Below are 18,513 nucleotides of genomic sequence, written 5' to 3'. Positions count from 1 at the left end.
AATGATACCCTAAAGCGTATCACATTCTGCTACCAACGTTTCGCCAACTGCTGGTCGCTGTCGCGCGCTTCGACCCAGCGATCGCCTTCCGGCGTGGCTTCACGCTTCCAGAACGGCGCACGGGTTTTCAGATAATCCATAATGAACTGACCGGCGTCGAACGCGCTACTGCGGTGCGCGCTGGTGACGCCGACAAACACAATCTCATCGCCCGGCCATAATTCGCCAACGCGATGAATCACCGTGACCCGCCCCAGCGGCCAGCGGGAACGCGCCTTTGCGACGATCTCCGCCAGAGCTTTCTCAGTCATGCCGGGATAATGCTCCAGCGTCAGCGCCTTAACGCTATCGCCCAGGTTATGATTGCGCACTTTTCCGGTAAAGGTGACGACCGCGCCGTCTTCGTCGCGCGCCGCCAGCCAGGAATATTCCTCCCCGACGCTAAACGGCGCAGGGCCGACTACAATTCGCGTTTCGTGCATGTTAGCCCCCCGTGACTGGCGGGAAAAACGCCACTTCATCGCCCGCCGTCAGCGGATGGTCAAAACTTACCAGCGTCTGGTTGACCGCCGCCAACAGCTTGCCATCTTCCAGCGCCAGCGCCCAACGATCGCTCTTTGTCGCCAGATGCTGTCGCAGCGACTCAACGGTGGAAAAATCTGCTGGAAGATCCAGCGCGTCAGTTCCTGTAAGCTCGCGAACCTGGGCGAAGAAAAGCACTTTAATCATGCGCATCCACCTTAAAATCCCCCGATTTGCCGCCGCTTTTCGCCAGCAGGCGCACCGGACCAATTACCATATCTTTTTGTACCGCTTTGCACATGTCGTAGATGGTTAACGCCGCGACGGACGCCGCGGTTAACGCTTCCATTTCGACGCCGGTTTTACCGGTCAGACGGCACAGAGACTCAATACGCACGCGGTTATGCTCCGGCTCGGCCTGAAGCTGAATCTCCACTTTACTTAGCAGTAGCGGGTGGCACAGCGGGATCAGCTCCCAGGTGCGTTTGGCGGCCTGAATACCGGCAATTCGGGCGGTGGCGAAAACATCGCCCTTGTGGTGTTTGCCATCAACAATCATCGCCAGCGTTTCACTACGCATGGTAACGAATGCTTCCGCACGCGCTTCACGAACGGTTTCCGCTTTCGCGGAAACGTCCACCATGTGCGCTTCGCCTGCGGCGTTTATATGGGTTAATTGCGACATCGTTATTTCTTTAAATGAGGGTGAAAATTACATGGGCGTGTACGGGCATCCAGCTGCGGCGCAATGATATTCTCCCATGCGGTTCTGCACGCTTTTGTGGAGCCCGGCATGGCGAAAATCAAGGTGTTATTCGCCACGCCAGCTACCGCGCGCGACTGCAGAGTTGCGGTGCCGATCTCTTCAAACGAGAGCATGCGAAACACTTCGCCAAATCCTTCCACTTCACGATCGAACAGCGGCAACAGCGCTTCCGGCGCCTGATCGCCTTCGGTCAAACCGGTCCCACCAGTTATCAATACGACCTGCACCTCATCACTGGCGATCCAGGCGGAAACCTGGGCGCGAATCGCGTAACGGTTCTCTTTAACGATGGCTTTCGCCACCACTTCATGCCCGGCCTCCTGCGCCGAATCACGCAGATAATGACCGGAGGTGTCGTCTTCTTCGCCGCGTCGGCTGGAAACAGTAAGAATAGCGATGCGGGTCGGGATAAATTCAGCGCTGACCTGACTCATCTGAAATCTCCTTATTAAGGATTAACCGCCAATGTAAGATAAATTTTGCGTAATACCAGTATTGCTCTGGTGAAGAAAGTGGGTCTGCTTTTTCTCCCGCAACGCGTCGGAAATACGTTCCTCAAGCGCGTATTGCTGCGCGTCATCCTGTAACAGGTCGCGTAAACTCACGCCGCCGTCGCCAAACAGACATAAATGCAGCTTACCGACGGACGAAACACGCAGGCGGTTACAGGTGGCGCAGAAATCTTTTTCATACGGCATAATGAGGCCGATCTCACCGGCGTAATCGGGATGACAAAAAACCTGCGCCGGGCCATCGCTGCGCTGGCGGAGCTGGTGGATCCAACCGCGCTTAATCAGCTCGTCGCGTAATACCTGACCCGAAATATGATGTTTGCGGAAGAGATCGCTCCCCTCGCCCGTCTCCATAAGTTCAATGAAGCGTAGCTGAATGGGGCGAGGCTGAATCCAGGCAAGGAAGGTATCCAACTGATGGTGATTCACGTCGCGCATCAGCACGGTGTTGACTTTCACCTTTTCGAAACCGGCGTCAAAGGCGGCATCGATGCCCGCCATCACCTGGCGGAATTTGTCCTGACCGGTAATCGCATGGAACTGACGCGCATCCAGACTATCCACGCTAACATTGACGCCCGTCAGCCCCGCTTCGCGCCAGTTCGCGGCATCGCGCGCCAGTCGATAACCGTTAGTGGTCACCGCGATCTGGCGAATAGCATCATTTTCACCCACGGCGGCAATGATGTCGGTAAAATCGCGGCGTAATGAAGGCTCGCCGCCGGTAAGACGCACCTTCTCCGTGCCAAGACTGGCAAAAGCGCGCGTAACGCGACGAATTTCATCGACGGTAAGGAAACCGTTGTTAGTGACGCCGCCAGGTTTGTAGCCATCCGGCAGACAGTAGGTGCAACGAAAGTTACACACATCGGTAATCGACAAACGCAAGTAGTAAAACTTACGCGCGAAAGCATCGGTAAGTTGTGAAGCCATGTACACCTTTCCAAATACGGGAGGCGGAGTCATTTCTTCCTGCGCCCTGGTGGCAAACGTTAAACGTTGTCACGGCCAAAGCACCGTATCAAAAATGACCCAGGTGCAGAGGCTAGAGTGTTTACTGTGGTTACGCCGATACTAGCGTGTAAATGACAATTTCGCCATCACGCTTTCGCTATATAAACATATACATAGCGATATGATCGTGCTATTTAGCGACAGAATACGTGAAAATCACACTTTTACATTGATATATATCATTTAGCCGTGGTAACGCCCTCGCTATAAAGGGGTAGTCGGGAATAATTAATTGTCTTTTAGCCGGTCGGCTAATTGCTGAAAACCCGCGACTTGCGCTACTGTAGCGCTGCTTATTTGACTTCAGGAATTTTTATGCGCAATCGTACGCTGGCTGACCTTGATCGTGTCGTTGCCCTCGGCGGAGGGCATGGATTAGGACGCGTCCTCTCCTCGCTTTCTTCATTAGGTTCGCGCCTGACCGGCATTGTGACTACCACAGATAACGGGGGGTCAACTGGCCGTATTCGCCGCTCGGAAGGCGGGATCGCCTGGGGCGATATGCGCAACTGTCTGAATCAGTTAATTACCGAACCTAGCGTCGCGTCCGCTATGTTTGAGTATCGTTTTGGCGGTAATGGCGAACTTTCTGGTCATAACCTCGGAAATTTGATGTTAAAGGCGTTAGATCACCTGAGCGTGCGGCCTCTGGAAGCGATTAATTTAATTCGTAATCTGCTTAAAGTGGACGCGCAGCTGATCCCGATGTCGGAGCTACCGGTAGATCTGATGGCGATTGACGATCAGGGGCATGAGATTTATGGCGAGGTGAATATCGATCAGTTAGCGACGCCGCCGCAGGAGATCATGTTAACGCCAAACGTTCCGGCGACGCGGGAAGCGGTACAGGCCATTAATGACGCGGATCTGATTCTGATTGGCCCTGGCAGTTTTTATACCAGCCTGATGCCTTGCCTGCTGCTGGATGAACTGGCGCAGGCGCTGCGGCGCACCCCAGCGCCAATGGTGTATATCGGCAATCTGGGTCGCGAACTGAGTCTGCCCGCCGCCAGTTTAACGCTGGTCGATAAGCTGGCGATGATGGAGCAATATATTGGCAAAAAAGTCATTGACGCAGTAGTGGTTGGGCCGCGAGTTGACGTCAGTGCGGTGAACGATCGGCTGGTGATTCAGGAAGTGCTGGAGGCCAGCGATATCCCCTATCGCCACGATCGTCAGTTATTACATAATGCGCTGGAAAAAGCGCTACAGGCGTTGGGTTAAGCCCGTTTACCGACGACGCTGCGCTTATCAGAAGCCTGTTTACACCGAAGGGTAAACAGGCTCTCTCCCTCTTCTGATAAACTGCGTTCAGCTATCGCCAGTAGGCGCTCATGAGCGAGCTCACCTCTTTTTTCAGCAATATATTCTCCATGATCTCAGTAAAGAGGGTCTGATTGATCTCTTCCATTATTTTTATCCCAATAGCACGCTCTGCATCCATCTGTACCTCAGTAGTACGCTCTGCGTCAGAGTCGTCTGCTATTCTTAAATCTTCCAGTTCAGCATTGACCCGGCTCTGATACTCATCCGTTTCAATACACTCATCCCTTTTAGCCATCATTTCACGCCACTCTTCTGGCGCTATGCGCTCCAGCACTTTATGCCACGGCCCCCACAGCGCAAACCATTTGTGAAAATCCCTATTTTCAGCCATTTTTATCCTTATTTCCGCCTCGTCCAGGTCAGACTCAGTGATACCCGAAACGTTATAAAATCGCATATCCCGGGTCATTGTTGTCAGCGACAGCGACTCTCGTAACTGATTCTGAAACCCCAGAAATACTTCGACTTCGTCAATAAAAAACAGCCGTTTTACCTTTTCTCTGGCGAGCGATTCTATTTGCTCCAGCCGAAAGATTTCACGCCCCGCCATAATCAGTTCCGCTAAGTGGCTATCAAAGGCGCCTCTTTCAGCATCATGAACCAACGTCGCTTCCTGCATTTGGTGGTATGCCAGTGTGACCCGATCTTCACAGCTTATCGTTGCATTCATCGCTATAATAAATACGGTTTCTCTTAGTGCGCTATCTTCAGCCAGGCGCATTAGCCAGGCGGAGACTTGTTCCTTAAAATCCGGGTGTCGGGTATTCTGCGTATCACCAAGATAGTCCAGGAATCCGCTGAAAGCCGCCGCGTTTGCCTCTGCCTCAAACGCCCGCCATTGGTTGACGTCTTCCTCCTCGAGACTGGTTAGCCACCCCTGGACAGCTTGATGCAGTGGTCGAGTTACCCGAACAATTGAAAAGTCGCCCATGGCAAACAATACCCGGGGTCCCTGATAATCTACAGAGGACATTAGCCGCTGCATATTCTGTATTGTTCGTTCTGAAAAAGGATTATATTCTACGATTATTCTTGTAGGTTGAGGTCCTTCACCACGAAAATGGGGTAACGACTCCGGGAGACGGACCAGGTTATTGCGAGAGGCCTGCATTATTTGTAATGCCGCCGGGAGGTTTTCCGGTAGATTAGTCAATGCGTTACGGGAAACATCCAGCGTTGTTATCGTGGGAGGAAGTGTTTCAGGCAGAACCGTAATCTGATTTTTACTTACATCCAGGACCTGTAATTCTGGTGGTAACGATGCGGGCAGACTGGTTAAGGCATTTTCGCCGGCCTCCAGAGTCTTCAGGCCCGGCGGCAATGTTTCAGGCAAAGCGGTTAACGAATTACTCTGCACATTCAAATGGGTAATCCCTGACGGAAGATGTGCTGGCAGTGTCCTTATGCTGTTATCATAAACGCTCAGGTACCGAAGTTCCTCAGGTAGATTTTCAGGTAAGCAACTAATTTTATTATGGAAAAGATCCAGCGATTGAAGCGCTGAAGGCAAACGTTCCGGCAATTCAGTAATACGGTTAATGCTCAGCTCCATTTCCTGTATGGTATCCGGTAACGTGGCAGGGATACTGGTTAGCTGATTACTGTTGGCATACAGGGTCTTTATATTTCCCTGTAAATTTTCCGGCAAACTTTTCAGTTCATTGTTATCGAGTATCAGAGTAGTTATCTGCTCAGGAATATAGGCAGGTATAGTGGTAAGTCCTAATATTTTCAGACGAAGTTCCGTCTTATTATTTTTCAGGCAGTCACGCATCCGTTGTACGGCTTCTTCACGATTTGCTGCCTCTTTCGCTGGCGCCTCTTTTACCCACTCAGACCAGATTAACTCATAATTCACAGCATCTTTGGAGCCGGAAGCGCTACTCGCCTGCTCGCTTTCTGTCACACGGGTATAGGTGACTGACTTTCCCCCTCCCTCAACGGTATAGCCCTCTGTATTAAAAACTATAGACAGAATTTCCTGACTATTTTCACTCAAAATACAGTATTGGTCTGCCCCTCCTCTACTATACTGAATATTATCCGCATACGCCGGGAAAGCTAACATCCTTAAACATTCAAACTTGCTTTTGATCTCTTCTGGCGAGGCGGTTTCAGGTGGATGACAAAGATAAGCGATGCAGTTTTGTGCTTCAACCTGATGTTCTGAAGAGAAAAAGGCACTTATTTTATTCCATATCTCTTCTTTTAAAGGCACCTCTGTTGAGGCCTCATTGCTAATACTTTGATGCCTTGCCGTAGATTGTATATTAGTAATATTAAACATATTTTCCCTACCTGATCTGAACGTAACCTAAAGTAACAGATAAGGATATTCTCAACTTTAAATAAGAGGTCACAGTCGTCATTATTTCGGACAAATCATTCAGTATTTGCAGCGCTTGACTTATAGATGCTCGCGCTTCCATCACCTCTTTTTTAAGTAGAATGATGTAATCTGTTGCCATGACACGCTTTCAACGAACTCATATAAGATTAAAATGACGATCATAAGGATAGCTATACCGATAATACGGGGCGTTTTTTTTCATAGCCGAGGAGAGAGGGAAAATTAGCGTTGGGTTCAGCCTCAACGCTAATTTTCTTCAGTTGTGATTAAACTAGCTACCCCATTGATGTTTTGAGTTTTTCGACAATCCCGTTAGTCAAAGCCTGTCACTGTTTTTCATTCCTGACTGACTTAGCCCTTACTATTGCACTGAAATTCTCAAAAGCGAGCCATGGTAACGATGACTCGCTGGCGATCGACACATTGTCAGGACGCCGCGATAAACAACTCGCGTAACTGGTGCAACTGGTCGCGAATTTGCGCGGCTTCTTCAAACTCCAGATTTTGCGCGTGCTGCATCATTTGCCCTTCCAGTTCATGAATTTTCTGCTGCAACGCTTTCGGCGTCATATCCAGTTCGACAATTCCGGCTTTTGCCGTAGAACGGCCCTTGCCTTTCCCCTTCGCTTTGGTTTTCGCAATGTTCTGCCCCAGCGCCAGGATGTCGACCACTTTTTTGTTCAGCCCCTGCGGAGTGATACCGTGCTCTTCGTTGTACTTCTGCTGCTTCTCGCGACGTCGCTCGGTTTCGCCAATCGCCTTCGCCATCGACGGCGTGATTTTATCGCCATACAGAATCGCTTTACCGTTAACGTTACGCGCCGCGCGCCCTATGGTCTGAATCAGGGAGCGCTCGGAGCGCAGGAAGCCCTCTTTATCGGCGTCCAGAATCGCCACCAGCGAGACTTCCGGCATATCCAGCCCTTCGCGCAGCAGGTTAATCCCCACCAGAACGTCAAACTCGCCCAGACGCAAATCGCGGATGATTTCCATGCGCTCCACGGTATCAATATCTGAGTGCAGGTAACGCACGCGCTCGCCGTGCTCTTCCAGATATTCGGTCAAATCTTCCGCCATCCGTTTGGTAAGCGTAGTGACAAGGACACGCTCATTAATGGCCGCACGCTGACGAATTTCGGACAGCAGATCGTCCACCTGGGTCGCCACCGGACGCACTTCAATAATCGGGTCCAGCAGCCCGGTCGGTCGCACGACCTGATCCACCACCTCATCACCAGATTTTTCCAGCTCATAGTTGCCGGGCGTGGCGGAAACATAGATAGTTTGCGGCGCTAAGGCTTCAAACTCCTCAAACTTCAGCGGACGGTTATCCAGCGCCGAAGGCAGACGGAAGCCATACTCGACCAGCGTCTCTTTGCGCGCCCGGTCGCCGCGGTACATGCCACCTATCTGCGGGATGGTGACATGAGACTCATCAACCACCAGCAGTCCGTCGGCGGGCAGATAATCGAACAAGGTTGGCGGCGGTTCGCCCGGCCCGCGGCCCGACAGAAAGCGGGAATAGTTTTCAATGCCTGAGCAGTAGCCCAGCTCGTTCATCATCTCTAAATCGAACTGCGTGCGCTGGCTTAATCGCTGCTCTTCGAGCAGCTTATTATTCGCCAGCAAGACCTTACGCCTGTCCGCCAGCTCATCTTTTATCTCTTCCATCGCCTGCAGAATACGCTCGCGCGGCGTTACGTAGTGCGTTTTGGGATAGATAGTATAACGTGGCACCGTTGACTCTACCTGCCCGGTTAACGGGTCGAACAGCGACAGGCGTTCCACTTCTTCATCAAACAGCTCAACGCGTAGCGCGATGTCGTCAGATTCAGCCGGGAAGATGTCGATCACTTCGCCGCGCACGCGAAAGGTACCACGCTGAAAAGCTTGATCGTTACGGGTGTATTGCAATTCCGCCAGCCGACGCAAAATCGCGCGCTGGTCAATCAGCATTCCCACCGTCAGATGCAGCATCATTTTCAGGTAGAGATCCGGATCGCCCAGACCGTAAATCGCGGACACGGAAGCCACCACCACGACATCGCGTCGCTCAAGCAACGCTTTCGTTGCCGACAACCGCATTTGCTCAATATGTTCGTTTACCGAAGCGTCTTTTTCGATAAACGTATCCGAGCTTGGCACATACGCTTCCGGCTGATAGTAGTCATAGTAGGAGACGAAATACTCGACCGCGTTTTCCGGGAAAAACTCTTTCATTTCGCCGTAGAGCTGCGCCGCCAGGGTTTTATTGGGCGCAAGCACCATCGTTGGCCGCTGCAAGTCCGCAATGACGTTGGCAATGGTGAATGTCTTCCCGGAGCCGGTCACGCCCAATAACGTCTGATGCGCCAGCCCGTCCTCCAGCCCCTCTTCCAGACGACGTATAGCGTCCGGCTGATCGCCAGAAGGTTTAAAAGCGGAATTCAGTTTGAACGGTTTACTCATGAGCGGCTACCTGAAGGAGTGAGCGGGCAGGGGTGTAATTTTACTCTCGACGGTGAATATTGCCAATAAAAAATACTGGATGAAAAAACAGTAACACTCCAGTGTATAATGGCTATCGGCAGATACCCCACGCTATTTAGAGGTAAAACATAGACAGTCGCGGGGTAAAATTCCAGCAGTGTGCTGGTTATCCCCAGACCAGAGTCTTTTTTAACATTTGTCAAGTCGGATGATGAAAGTTTTATGTCAACGTATCCCCCTTCCTTTACAACCATTGATTTTATATAACTTGCTGTCTGAAAAGGGATATTTTCTCAAGCCGTCTTTCGCGCCAATTTAGTCGCAGGCCGCGTCGCCTCTCGCTTACGTTGTGTTTTCTAACTCTAATACACAAGGTTATCCACAGGAATAGTGGATAACTGCTTCCAGCCCGTATCCCCTGCCGCCTGGCAAAATCAGCTCCTGACGTTTTCGCCGGGCGATAAAAAAAAATTATCGCTATTTTTGGCAGATTATTGGCTAACGAGAAGGGAAAAATTGAGGCGTAGACGCTCACATTTTGCACATTTTTAGCATGGCGACGTCAGGAAGGTCTGGCGAAAAAACAGCAGGATCGTCTGATCCTGCAAGAAGGCAGTTTTTAAGCGCAGTCAGGCGCGTTCCAGGGGGCTAAGGTCCAGATACTGTCCTGTCGCCGCCTGCGATGGAGAAACGCCCAGCCACGGGATTTCCCCTAATAGCGGGGCCGGTATGACGCGGCGAAGCGTCGCGAGATATTCACCATGACGCGCGCCTGGCGGCTGTATGTCGTTGGCTATCCATCCGACAAGCGGTAATCCGGCCTGTTCTACCGCCAGCGCCGTCAGCATGGCGTGATTAATACAGCCCAGCTTGACGCCAACAACCAGAATCACCGGCAGCTGCTCCGTCTGTACCCAGTCGGCAAACGTCAGCGTGGCAGAGAGCGGTGTAAACCAGCCGCCCGCCCCTTCTGTCAACACCCAGTCTGCCTGCGCCTCCAGCGTTCGCAATCCGCGTGATAACACCGCCGCGTCTATCGCCCGGCCTTCGTCGGCGCTAACGATGTGGGGAGAGGTAGGCTCGGCAAAAGTATAAGGATTGATAGCGGAATAAGGTTGCGGCAGGCTGCTGTTACGCTGCAAGGCCAGGGCATCGCTATTGCGTAGCCCGTCGGTTGTCATTTCGCTGCCGGAAGCGACGGGCTTATAGCCTACGGTTTGATAACCTAACTGCGTTGCGGCCTGCAATAAGGCGCAACTGGCGACCGTTTTACCGACTTCAGTATCAGTACCGGTCACAAAATAGCGTTTAGTCACGTTCAATCACTCCCATAAAAAGATGGTACGTCAGCGGATATTTCCCCTGCCGCTGCGGCCATGCCAGTTGAATCTGTCTAAGCCGGGCGCGGGTTAATACATCCGACTCCCGCCCTTCATGAAGATGGGTGGCGCCAATGCCTTTAAGCGAGCGCATTGCGCTCAGGGCATCCTCAAACCACAATGTCATCGCCTGAGTATGACGAAACGCCCGCCAGCCGCGCAGCGCGTGGTCAATGGCCTCTTCCGGCAAAAAGCTATTCGCGTGAGCGCGATTATCGACGGCCTGCCATGCCTGACGCAGCTCCGGCAACGACCCCTGGCACAAGGTGGTAAACGCCACCACGCCGCCGGGCCGTACAACCCGATACAACTCGCTCAACGCATCGCGTAAATCGCCACACCACTGGACCGCCAGGTTGCTCCAGGCCAGGTCAAAAACTTCGGCGTCATGGGGAATCGCTTCGATATCCGCCAGCAAATAGTGATGCGCCGCCTGACGATCGCGAGCCTGTTGCAGCATCGGCAGAGAAAGATCCAGGGCGGTCACTTCGCTCCCCCGCTCTCGCCAGTAACGACTCATACGTCCGGGGCCGCAGCCTGCGTCCAACACACTGGCAAACTGGCGGCCTGTCAACAGCGTCAGCAGCGCATCCGCGCTGTGTTGCTGCAAAGAGGCGTGCTGTTCATATTGCGATGCGGCCCGGCCAAACGCCGCCGCAATAGCCTGCTTATTCACCTGCGCCATGCAGCACCTCCAGCAGACGGTCGATATCACACGCTTCATGCGCCTGCGTTAACGTTAAGCGCAGGCGCGCCGTGCCGACAGGCACCGTCGGCGGGCGAATCGCCGTCGCCCAGCATCCTTGTTGACGCAGCGCCTCCGCCAGGCGCAATGCACGGCTGTTATCGCCCACGATTAACGGCTGGATGGCGCTATGGGCATTCAGTAGCGTAAATCGGGACGCGTTAACGCCGGCCCGAAAGCGCTGAACCAGAGCGGCGAGTTTTTCGCGCCGTTCACCACCTTCATCGCTACGGATCACCGCCAGCGAGGCGCTTAACGCCTGCGCCTGGGCGGGCGGCATACTGGTGCTGTAAACCAGATGACGGGCAAATTGCAGCAGATAATCCGCGACGCTTTCCGAGCAGAGCACCGCTGCGCCGCTGACGCCAAACCCCTTACCGAAAGTCACCACCAGCAACTCAGGCTTCACCCCCCGCAGCCAGCAGGTGCCCCGCCCCTCATCGCCAGTCACGCCGATGCCGTGCGCATCATCAACCAACAGCCAGGCATGATGCCTGCGGGCAATGTGCTGGATTTCCGCCAGCGGCGCGCTGTCGCCGTCCATGCTGTATACACCTTCTGTCACCACCAGTTGCTGACCCACGCAGGGCGATTGCAGTAAACGCGACAGATGCTGCGTATCGTTATGGATAAAGCGGCGAAGCTGCGCCGGACTCAGATTAGCGGCCTCCAGCAGGGAAGCATGACTCAACCTGTCGGCCACAATCCGGTCATTTTTTTTCATTAAGGCGGTAATGACCGCCTGATTCGCCGCAAAGCCAGAGATAAACAGCAGCGCGCGTGGATATCCTAACCATTGCGCCAGTTCCTCCTCTAACGCCTGGTGCGCCACGGAATAACCGCTGATATGACCCGACCCGCCGCTGCCGACGCCAAAACGCGTCGCTGCCTGTTGCCAGGCGCGAATAATCTGCGGATGTTGACTTAAGCCGAGGTAATCATTGCTGGAAAAGTTAAGATACTGTCGCCCGTTCGCTACCAGCCAGCGTCCGGCACCCTGCGATACCACATAGCGGCGGCGCAACGTATCCGTCACCCGACGCGCCGTCAGCGCATCGTCGACGCGTTGTTGCCAACTCATAAGGCTGCCGCGTTGTAATAATCATCGGTGTCAGGCGTCATCAGCGTCTGCTCCAGACGTTGCTGCTGCTCGTTATCGCCCGCCAGCACCCTGGTCTGCTGCGGATTCAGCCCCAGCTTACGGAATAACTGCAGATCCTTGTCCTCTGCCGGATTTGGCGTAGTTAACAATTTGCAGCCATAGAAAATCGAGTTCGCCCCGGCCATAAAGCACATCGCCTGGGTCTGCTCGTTCATCTGTTCACGCCCTGCGGAAAGACGCACGTATGAGGTCGGCATCATGATGCGCGCCACGGCGATAGTACGAATAAAATCAAACGCATCCACGTCATCGTTATCCGCAAGCGGCGTGCCTTTTACCTTCACCAGCATGTTGATTGGCACGCTTTCCGGCGGTGTCGGCAGGTTCGCCAACTGCAACAACAGTCCGGCGCGATCGGTAACCGTTTCGCCCAGACCCACAATGCCGCCGGAGCACACTTTAATCCCTGCTTCACGGACTTTTTCCAGCGTGTCGAGGCGCTCCTGATAGGTACGGGTAGTGATGATATTGCCGTAAAACTCCGGCGAGGTATCGAGGTTGTGGTTGTAGTAATCCAGCCCGGCGTTAGCCAGACGCTGCGCCTGGCTCTCGTTCAACATGCCGAGCGTCATACAGGTTTCCAGCCCCATCGCTTTGACGCCCTGTACAATCTTCTCCAGATAAGGCATATCGCGTTCATGCGGATTCCTCCAGGCCGCCCCCATACAGAAGCGGGTCGAACCAGCGTTTTTCGCTTTACGGGCGGAGTCCAGTACCTGCTCTACTTCCATTAAACGCTCGGCTTCCAGCCCGGTTTTATAGCGCGAGCTCTGCGGGCAGTATTTACAATCCTCCGGGCAGGCGCCGGTTTTGATCGACAACAGCGTACTAACCTGTACCTGCTGCGGATCGAAATGCTGGCGATGAATTTGCTGCGCTTCAAACAGCAATTCCAGCAGTGGTTTTTCAAATAATTCGGTTACTTGCGACAGTGTCCAGCGTGGGTGGCGAGCCATCGGGCTTCTCCAAAATATGTTGTTTGTTTTTGATATGGTGTAGACTCGTAAACCTAAATCTTTTTAATTTGGTTTACAAGTCGATTATGACAACGGACGATCTGGCCTTCGATAAACGCCATATTTGGCATCCTTACACTTCCATGACCTCGCCGCTGCCGGTATATCCCGTTGAGCGGGCCGAAGGCTGCGAGCTGGTTCTCGCCTCGGGCAAACGCCTGATTGAGGGGATGTCCTCCTGGTGGGCGGCCATTCATGGTTATAACCACCCGCAATTGAACGCGGCGATGAAAGCGCAAATTGACGCCATGTCGCATGTCATGTTCGGCGGCATAACCCATCAACCTGCGGTGAATCTGTGCCGTAAGCTGGTCGCGATAACGCCTGAGCCGCTGGAGTGTGTCTTTCTGGCCGACTCCGGGTCGGTGTCGGTGGAAGTGGCCATGAAGATGGCGCTGCAATACTGGCAGGCGCGCGGCGAATCGCGTCAGCGTTTTCTGACGTTTCGCCACGGTTATCATGGCGACACGTTCGGCGCGATGTCGGTGTGCGATCCGGATAACTCCATGCACAGCTTGTGGAAAGGCTATCTGCCGGAAAATCTGTTCGCGCCGGCGCCGCAAAGCCGGATGGATGGCGAATGGGATGAAAGCGACATCGCGCCATTTGCCCGCCTGATGGCCGCGCATCGCCATGAAATAGCCGCCGTGATTCTGGAACCTATCGTTCAGGGCGCGGGCGGGATGCGCATATATCATCCACAATGGCTCAGGCGTATTCGTAACATGTGCGATCGCGAAGGCATTCTGCTGATTGCCGATGAAATAGCCACCGGGTTTGGCCGTACCGGCAAACTGTTCGCCTGCGAGCACGCCGGGATCGCGCCGGATATTCTGTGTCTCGGCAAAGCCTTAACCGGCGGCACCATGACCCTCTCGGCAACGCTCACGACACGCCAGGTTGCAGAGACTATTAGCAACGGCGAGGCGGGGTGTTTTATGCATGGCCCGACGTTTATGGGGAATCCGCTGGCCTGCGCCGTCGCCTGCGCCAACCTGACGCTGCTGGAAAGCGGCGAATGGCGTCAGCAGGTGGCGTCTATCGAGTCTCAGTTACGCGCTGAGTTAGCCCCCGCGCAAAGTTCGCCCTGGGTGGCGGATGTGCGGGTATTGGGCGCGATTGGGGTGGTTGAAACCACGCATCCGGTCAATATGGCGGCGCTTCAACGCTTCTTCGTCGGGCAAGGCGTCTGGATCAGGCCGTTCGGCAAGCTAATCTACCTGATGCCGCCCTACATTATTCGTCCGGATCAACTGCGCCGTTTGACCCAGGCGGTCAATGACGCGGTACACAATGAAACATTTTTTAGCCATTAATCAGCGGTAAGCGATGCTGCTTCTGGCTACACTTCTGGTGAGTCAAAAGGAGAGCGCATGAAACTTATCAGCAACGATTTGCGCGATGGAGATAAACTTCCTCATCGCCACGTTTTTAACGGTATGGGCTATGATGGCGATAATATTTCGCCGCATCTGGCCTGGGACAACGTGCCGATGGGCACCAAAAGTTTTGTCGTGACCTGTTACGATCCCGACGCGCCGACCGGCTCCGGCTGGTGGCACTGGGTGGTGGTGAACCTCCCGGCGGATACGCGCGTACTGACCCAGGGGTTCGGCTCAGGCCTGGTGGCCGTACCAGACGGCGTCATTCAGACGCGTACCGATTTCGGTAAAGCGGGCTACGGCGGCGCGGCGCCGCCTAAAGGGGAAACGCACCGCTATATCTTTACGGTTCACGCGCTGGACGTCGAGCGTCTTGACGTTGATGAAGACGCCAGCGGCGCGATGGTCGGCTTTAACGTGCATTTCCATTCGCTCGCCAGCGCCTCGATCACGGCGATGTTCAGTTAAACGCTGTGCCGGATGGCGGCGTAAACGTCTTACCCTGCCAACGGGTTGGGTAAGCCGAATAAGCGCCGCTCCATCCGGCAGCATTCACATAAAGTCCGGCACCAGACGCTGTAACGCGCCTTGCGCCAGCAGCGCCGTCGCACACTCAATATCGGGCGCGAAAAAACGATCCTGCGTATAGTGCGCCACCTGCTCGCGCAGTGTCTGCCGCGCCTGTTCCAGTAACGGGCTGGAGGTTAACCCTTCCCGTAAATCTATCCCCTGACAGGCAGCCAGCCACTCCACGGCAATGATGCCGCGGGTATTCGCCGCCATTTCCCAGAGTCGCCGCCCTGCCGCCGGGGCCATTGAGACATGATCTTCCTGATTCGCCGAGGTCGGCAGGCTATCCACGCTGTGCGGGTGCGCCAGCGCTTTATTCTCGCTGGCGAGCGCCGCGGCGGTGACCTGGGCAATCATAAAACCGGAATTAACGCCGCCATTTTTCACCAAGAACGGCGGTAACTGCGACATATGTTTATCCATCATCAGCGCGATGCGCCGCTCCGATAGCGCGCCGATTTCCGCTATCGCCAGCGCCAGATTATCCGCCGCCATGGCAACCGGTTCAGCATGGAAGTTACCGCCGGAGATCACCTCCCCCGCATCGGCAAAGACCAGCGGATTATCGGATACCGCGTTGGCCTCAGCCAGCAGTACCTCTTTCGTCTGACGTAACTGGGTCAGACAAGCGCCCATTACCTGCGGCTGGCAGCGAAGGGAATACGGGTCCTGAACTTTATGACAGTGGTGATGTGATTCAGCAATGGCGCTGGTATCGGTCAGCAGGTGCCGGAACAACCGCGCGACGTCAATTTGCCCCTGTTGTCCGCGCGCGGCATGAATGCGCGCATCAAAAGGACGGCGCGATCCCAGTACGGCTTCGGTAGTCAGCGCGCCGCAGACAACGGCGGAGGCAAATAACTCCTGTGCCTCAAACAAACCGCGCAGCGCGAAGGCCGTTGATGCCTGGGTGCCATTAAGCAGCGCCAGCCCCTCTTTGGCCGCCAGCGCGACAGGCTCCAGTCCGGCCTTTTTTAGCGCCGTCTGCGCCGGAAGCCATTCGCCCTGCCAGCGCGCTTTTCCTTCGCCAAGCAGCGTCAGCGACAGATGCGCCAGCGGCGCTAAGTCGCCCGACGCGCCAACCGAGCCTTTTGCCGGAATCAGCGGATACACGCCGGCATTCACCAGAGCGATGAGCGCCTCTATCACGCTCAACCGAATCCCGGAAAACCCGCGCGCCAGGCTATTGATTTTCAATACCATGATCAGACGCACCATCGCGTCATCCAGTGGGTCGCCTACGCCCGCGGCGTGAGACAGCACCAACGATCGCTGTAGATTTTGCAAGTCTTCATCAGCGATGCGCGTCTGCGCCAGCAGGCCGAAACCGGTGTTGATGCCGTAGGCGGTACGCCCTTCGGCAACGATATCATTGACGCACGCGACGCTGGCGTTAATGCCGTCAATGGCGCTGGCGTCCAGCCGAAGCTGTACCGGATGACGCCAGATATCGTACAGTTGAGAGAGACTTAACTGCCCCGGAGTGAGTGTCATGGTGTTCATATCAGCCTTTCCCCTGCGTCGCCGCAACCATCGGTAAATTCAGACCTTGCTCAACAGCGCATTCCACCGCGAGATCATATCCGGCATCGGCATGGCGCATGACGCCCGTCGCCGGATCGTTGTGTAACACGCGGCGAATACGCGCGGCGGCCTCGTCAGTGCCATCACAGACAATCACCATACCGGCGTGTTGCGAAAACCCCATTCCCACCCCGCCGCCATGATGGAGCGATACCCATGTCGCCCCGCTGGCGGTATTCAGCAACGCATTTAACAGCGGCCAGTCGGAAACCGCGTCGGAACCGTCGCGCATCGCTTCGGTTTCACGGTTAGGGCTGGCGACAGAGCCGGAATCCAGGTGATCGCGGCCAATCACAATGGGCGCGGATACCTCGCCGCAACGCACCATTTCGTTGAACGCCAGCCCCAGTTTTTGCCGCCACTCCAGGCCTACCCAGCAGATACGCGCCGGTAACCCCTGAAAATGAATGCGCTCGCGCGCCATATCCAGCCAGTGATGCAGATGTTTATCCTCAGCCACTATCTCTTTGACTTTGGCATCGGTTTTATAGATATCCTGCGGATCGCCGGACAGCGCCACCCAGCGAAACGGCCCGATGCCACGGCAGAACAGCGGACGAATATAGGCTGGCACAAATCCCGGAAAATCAAAGGCGTTTTCCACCCCCATCTCTTTCGCCATCTGACGAATATTGTTGCCATAGTCAAAGGTCGGCACGCCCATTTTACTGAACGCCAGCATCGCCCGAACATGCGCCGCCATGGAACGTTTCGCTGCCTGCATCGTCCCGTGGGGATCGGATTGCGCGTTTTTCTGATACTCCTCCCAGCGCCAGCCGGAGGGTAAATAGCCATGTAGCGGATCGTGGGCCTGGTCTGATCGGTCACCAGGTCCGGGCGCACGCCGCGATTAACCAGTTCCGGCAGGATATCCGCCGCGTTCGCGCACAGGGCGACGGACACGGCTTTCCCCTCGCGGGTGTAGCGCGTAATGCGGGCCAGCGCGTCATCCAGCGTGGCGGCCTGCTCATCCACGTAACGAGTACGCAGACGAAAATCGATACGGCTTTGCTGGCATTCAATCGTCAGCGAACACGCTCCGGCCAGCGTCGCGGCTAGCGGTTGCGCGCCGCCCATGCCGCCCAGCCCAGCAGTCAGCACCCAGCGTCCCGCCAGCGTGCCGTTATAGTGCTGACGCCCCGCCTCGACAAAGGTTTCGTATGTTCCCTGCACGATTCCCTGACTGCCGATATAGATCCAGCTTCCGGCCGTCATCTGACCGTACATCGCCAGCCCTTTCGCATCCAGTTCGTTAAAATGTTCCCATGTCGCCCAGTGGGGAACCAGGTTGGAGTTGGCGATTAATACCCGCGGCGCGTTGTCGTGCGTTTTAAATACGCCGACCGGTTTGCCAGACTGAATAAGCAACGTTTCGTCCGCCTCCAGCCGGGTGAGCGCATCAACAATAGCGTCATAGCATTCCCAGTTGCGCGCGGCGCGACCAATCCCGCCGTAGACCACCAGCTCATGCGGATTTTCCGCCACGTCAGGATCGAGATTATTCATTAACATCCGCAGCGGGGCTTCTGTCAGCCAGCTTTTCGCCGTTAATACCGTGCCTCTGGGCGCGCGGATAGTCTGCTGACGATACTTGCTTTCAGGCATAGCAATGACTCCTCATTATTATCGGTCTGCCATCGCCAAATAACGCTAAAACGCCACTATCAGGCACCGCCGCAGACCCACAGATAAGAATCAGACATATACTTGTCTATA

16 protein-coding genes, 1 pseudogene and 24 other annotated features are annotated in these 18,513 nt (G+C 54.8%); of the genes and pseudogenes, 3 read left to right on the top strand and 14 right to left on the bottom strand.

The genetic code is table 11. From position 1 onward, the window contains the following. Positions 1 to 29: 29 nt before the first annotated feature. From moaE to moaA, 5 genes are all read right to left on the bottom strand, one after another. Positions 30 to 495, bottom strand: a protein-coding gene (gene moaE, locus STM0806) for a molybdopterin converting factor, subunit 2 (protein NP_459784.1). Within the gene, positions 30 to 482 belong to an annotated coding region; the region does not span the whole gene. Then, positions 484 to 742 (bottom strand): molybdopterin biosynthesis protein gene (gene moaD, locus STM0805; RefSeq protein ID NP_459783.3). Within the gene, positions 484 to 735 belong to an annotated coding region; the region does not span the whole gene. The genes moaE and moaD overlap by 12 nt, the downstream gene beginning before the upstream one ends. Beyond that, positions 490 to 495 (bottom strand) — a ribosome-binding site (putative RBS for moaE; RegulonDB:STMS1H001106). It overlaps the preceding gene by 6 nt. Next, positions 722 to 1,218, bottom strand: a protein-coding gene (moaC, locus tag STM0804; RefSeq protein NP_459782.1) for a molybdopterin biosynthesis, protein C. Within the gene, positions 722 to 1,207 belong to an annotated coding region; the region does not span the whole gene. The genes moaD and moaC overlap by 21 nt, the downstream gene beginning before the upstream one ends. Then, positions 737 to 742: a ribosome-binding site (putative RBS for moaD; RegulonDB:STMS1H001105), on the bottom strand. It overlaps the preceding gene by 6 nt. Next, positions 1,210 to 1,735 (bottom strand): molybdopterin biosynthesis, protein B gene (gene moaB / locus STM0803; RefSeq protein ID NP_459781.1). Within the gene, positions 1,210 to 1,722 belong to an annotated coding region; the region does not span the whole gene. Before moaB ends, moaC begins: the two co-directional genes overlap by 9 nt. Then, positions 1,213 to 1,218, bottom strand: a ribosome-binding site (putative RBS for moaC; RegulonDB:STMS1H001104). Its footprint overlaps the gene before it by 6 nt. After that, positions 1,730 to 1,735: a ribosome-binding site (putative RBS for moaB; RegulonDB:STMS1H001103), on the bottom strand. (Lies within the gene moaB.) 8 nt (positions 1,736 to 1,743) lie before the next feature. Next, positions 1,744 to 2,742 (bottom strand): molybdopterin biosynthesis, protein A gene (gene moaA / locus STM0802; RefSeq protein ID NP_459780.1). Within the gene, positions 1,744 to 2,733 belong to an annotated coding region; the region does not span the whole gene. Continuing rightward, positions 2,737 to 2,742, bottom strand: a ribosome-binding site (putative RBS for moaA; RegulonDB:STMS1H001102). It overlaps the preceding gene by 6 nt. Before the next feature lie 376 nt (positions 2,743 to 3,118). Next, positions 3,119 to 3,124, top strand: a ribosome-binding site (putative RBS for ybhK; RegulonDB:STMS1H001101). On the opposite strand from moaA, the gene ybhK reads away from it, so the two are divergent. Continuing rightward, the gene (gene ybhK, locus STM0801; RefSeq protein NP_459779.1) for a putative cytoplasmic protein occupies positions 3,119 to 4,038 on the top strand. Within the gene, positions 3,130 to 4,038 belong to an annotated coding region; the region does not span the whole gene. Its footprint overlaps the feature before it by 6 nt. A 91-nt stretch (positions 4,039 to 4,129) precedes the next feature. Here the strand turns inward: ybhK and slrP are convergent. The 7 genes from slrP to bioB form a co-directional block, all read right to left on the bottom strand. Continuing rightward, positions 4,130 to 6,434 (bottom strand): leucine-rich repeat protein gene (gene slrP, locus STM0800; protein ID NP_459778.1). Within the gene, positions 4,130 to 6,427 belong to an annotated coding region; the region does not span the whole gene. Further along, positions 6,429 to 6,434, bottom strand: a ribosome-binding site (putative RBS for slrP; RegulonDB:STMS1H001100). (Overlaps the previous gene by 6 nt.) After that, positions 6,435 to 6,608, bottom strand: a complete 174-nt coding sequence (locus STM0799) for a putative cytoplasmic protein (protein NP_447236.1) — start codon at positions 6,606 to 6,608, stop codon at positions 6,435 to 6,437. 308 nt (positions 6,609 to 6,916) lie between these two features. Then, positions 6,917 to 9,026, bottom strand: a protein-coding gene (uvrB, locus tag STM0798; RefSeq protein ID NP_459776.1) for a UvrB with UvrAC is a DNA excision repair enzyme. Within the gene, positions 6,917 to 8,938 belong to an annotated coding region; the region does not span the whole gene. Continuing rightward, positions 8,946 to 8,951, bottom strand: a ribosome-binding site (putative RBS for uvrB; RegulonDB:STMS1H001099). Its footprint overlaps the gene before it by 6 nt. Continuing rightward, positions 8,994 to 9,002: a -10 signal (putative -10_signal for uvrB; RegulonDB:STMLTH004706), on the bottom strand. Next, positions 9,013 to 9,031 (bottom strand) — a protein binding site (putative binding site for LexA, RegulonDB: STMS1H000245). Continuing rightward, positions 9,018 to 9,026, bottom strand: a -35 signal (putative -35_signal for uvrB; RegulonDB:STMLTH004706). Its footprint overlaps the feature before it by 9 nt. A 557-nt stretch (positions 9,032 to 9,588) precedes the next feature. After that, positions 9,589 to 10,291 (bottom strand): dethiobiotin synthetase gene (bioD, locus tag STM0797; RefSeq protein ID NP_459775.1). Within the gene, positions 9,589 to 10,275 belong to an annotated coding region; the region does not span the whole gene. After that, positions 10,268 to 11,036, bottom strand: a protein-coding gene (gene bioC / locus STM0796; protein ID NP_459774.1) for a biotin biosynthesis; reaction prior to pimeloyl CoA. Within the gene, positions 10,268 to 11,023 belong to an annotated coding region; the region does not span the whole gene. Before bioC ends, bioD begins: the two co-directional genes overlap by 24 nt. Continuing rightward, positions 10,286 to 10,291 (bottom strand) — a ribosome-binding site (putative RBS for bioD; RegulonDB:STMS1H001098). Its footprint overlaps the gene before it by 6 nt. Further along, the gene (gene bioF / locus STM0795) for a 7-keto-8-aminopelargonic acid synthetase (RefSeq protein ID NP_459773.1) occupies positions 11,007 to 12,175 on the bottom strand. Within the gene, positions 11,007 to 12,164 belong to an annotated coding region; the region does not span the whole gene. The genes bioC and bioF overlap by 30 nt, the downstream gene beginning before the upstream one ends. Beyond that, positions 11,031 to 11,036 (bottom strand) — a ribosome-binding site (putative RBS for bioC; RegulonDB:STMS1H001097). Its footprint overlaps the gene before it by 6 nt. Continuing rightward, the gene (gene bioB, locus STM0794) for a biotin synthetase (protein ID NP_459772.1) occupies positions 12,161 to 13,247 on the bottom strand. Within the gene, positions 12,161 to 13,201 belong to an annotated coding region; the region does not span the whole gene. Before bioB ends, bioF begins: the two co-directional genes overlap by 15 nt. After that, positions 12,170 to 12,175: a ribosome-binding site (putative RBS for bioF; RegulonDB:STMS1H001096), on the bottom strand. It overlaps the preceding gene by 6 nt. Next, positions 13,209 to 13,214 (bottom strand) — a ribosome-binding site (putative RBS for bioB; RegulonDB:STMS1H001095). Continuing rightward, positions 13,212 to 13,220 (bottom strand) — a -10 signal (putative -10_signal for bioB; RegulonDB:STMLTH004705). It overlaps the preceding feature by 3 nt. Beyond that, positions 13,231 to 13,243 (top strand) — a protein binding site (putative binding site for BirA, RegulonDB: STMS1H000035). Beyond that, positions 13,237 to 13,245: a -35 signal (putative -35_signal for bioA; RegulonDB:STMLTH004704), on the top strand. It overlaps the preceding feature by 7 nt. Here bioB and bioA point away from each other — a divergent pair. Both bioA and ybhB read left to right on the top strand, forming a co-directional pair. Beyond that, positions 13,237 to 14,577 (top strand): 7,8-diaminopelargonic acid synthetase gene (gene bioA, locus STM0793; RefSeq protein NP_459771.1). Within the gene, positions 13,288 to 14,577 belong to an annotated coding region; the region does not span the whole gene. The two genes, bioB and bioA, sit on opposite strands and share 11 nt — an antisense overlap. Continuing rightward, positions 13,239 to 13,247 (bottom strand) — a -35 signal (putative -35_signal for bioB; RegulonDB:STMLTH004705). (Overlaps the previous gene by 9 nt.) After that, positions 13,241 to 13,281 (bottom strand) — a protein binding site (putative binding site for BirA, RegulonDB: STMS1H000036). It overlaps the preceding feature by 7 nt. After that, positions 13,256 to 13,264: a -10 signal (putative -10_signal for bioA; RegulonDB:STMLTH004704), on the top strand. Its footprint overlaps the feature before it by 9 nt. Then, positions 13,270 to 13,275: a ribosome-binding site (putative RBS for bioA; RegulonDB:STMS1H001094), on the top strand. A 46-nt stretch (positions 14,578 to 14,623) precedes the next feature. Then, positions 14,624 to 14,629, top strand: a ribosome-binding site (putative RBS for ybhB; RegulonDB:STMS1H001093). Next, positions 14,624 to 15,111 (top strand): putative phospholipid-binding protein gene (ybhB, locus tag STM0792; RefSeq protein ID NP_459770.1). Within the gene, positions 14,635 to 15,111 belong to an annotated coding region; the region does not span the whole gene. (Overlaps the previous feature by 6 nt.) A gap of 84 nt (positions 15,112 to 15,195) precedes the next feature. Here the strand turns inward: ybhB and hutH are convergent. Then, positions 15,196 to 16,723 (bottom strand): histidine ammonia lyase gene (hutH, locus tag STM0791; RefSeq protein NP_459769.1). Within the gene, positions 15,196 to 16,716 belong to an annotated coding region; the region does not span the whole gene. Beyond that, positions 16,718 to 16,723: a ribosome-binding site (putative RBS for hutH; RegulonDB:STMS1H001092), on the bottom strand. (Overlaps the previous gene by 6 nt.) Then, positions 16,718 to 18,402, bottom strand: a pseudogene (hutU, locus tag STM0790) (pseudogene; frameshift relative to Pseudomonas putida urocanate hydratase (HUTU) (SW:P25080)). The gene hutH and the pseudogene hutU overlap by 6 nt, the downstream one beginning before the upstream one ends. Positions 18,403 to 18,513 lie beyond the last annotated feature (111 nt).

Source organism: Salmonella enterica subsp. enterica serovar Typhimurium str. LT2 (assembly GCF_000006945.2).
GTDB classification, from domain to species: Bacteria; Pseudomonadota; Gammaproteobacteria; order Enterobacterales; family Enterobacteriaceae; genus Salmonella; species Salmonella enterica.
Note: the sequence above shows the minus strand (reverse complement) of the source record. Positions and strands in the feature narration are given on the sequence as shown.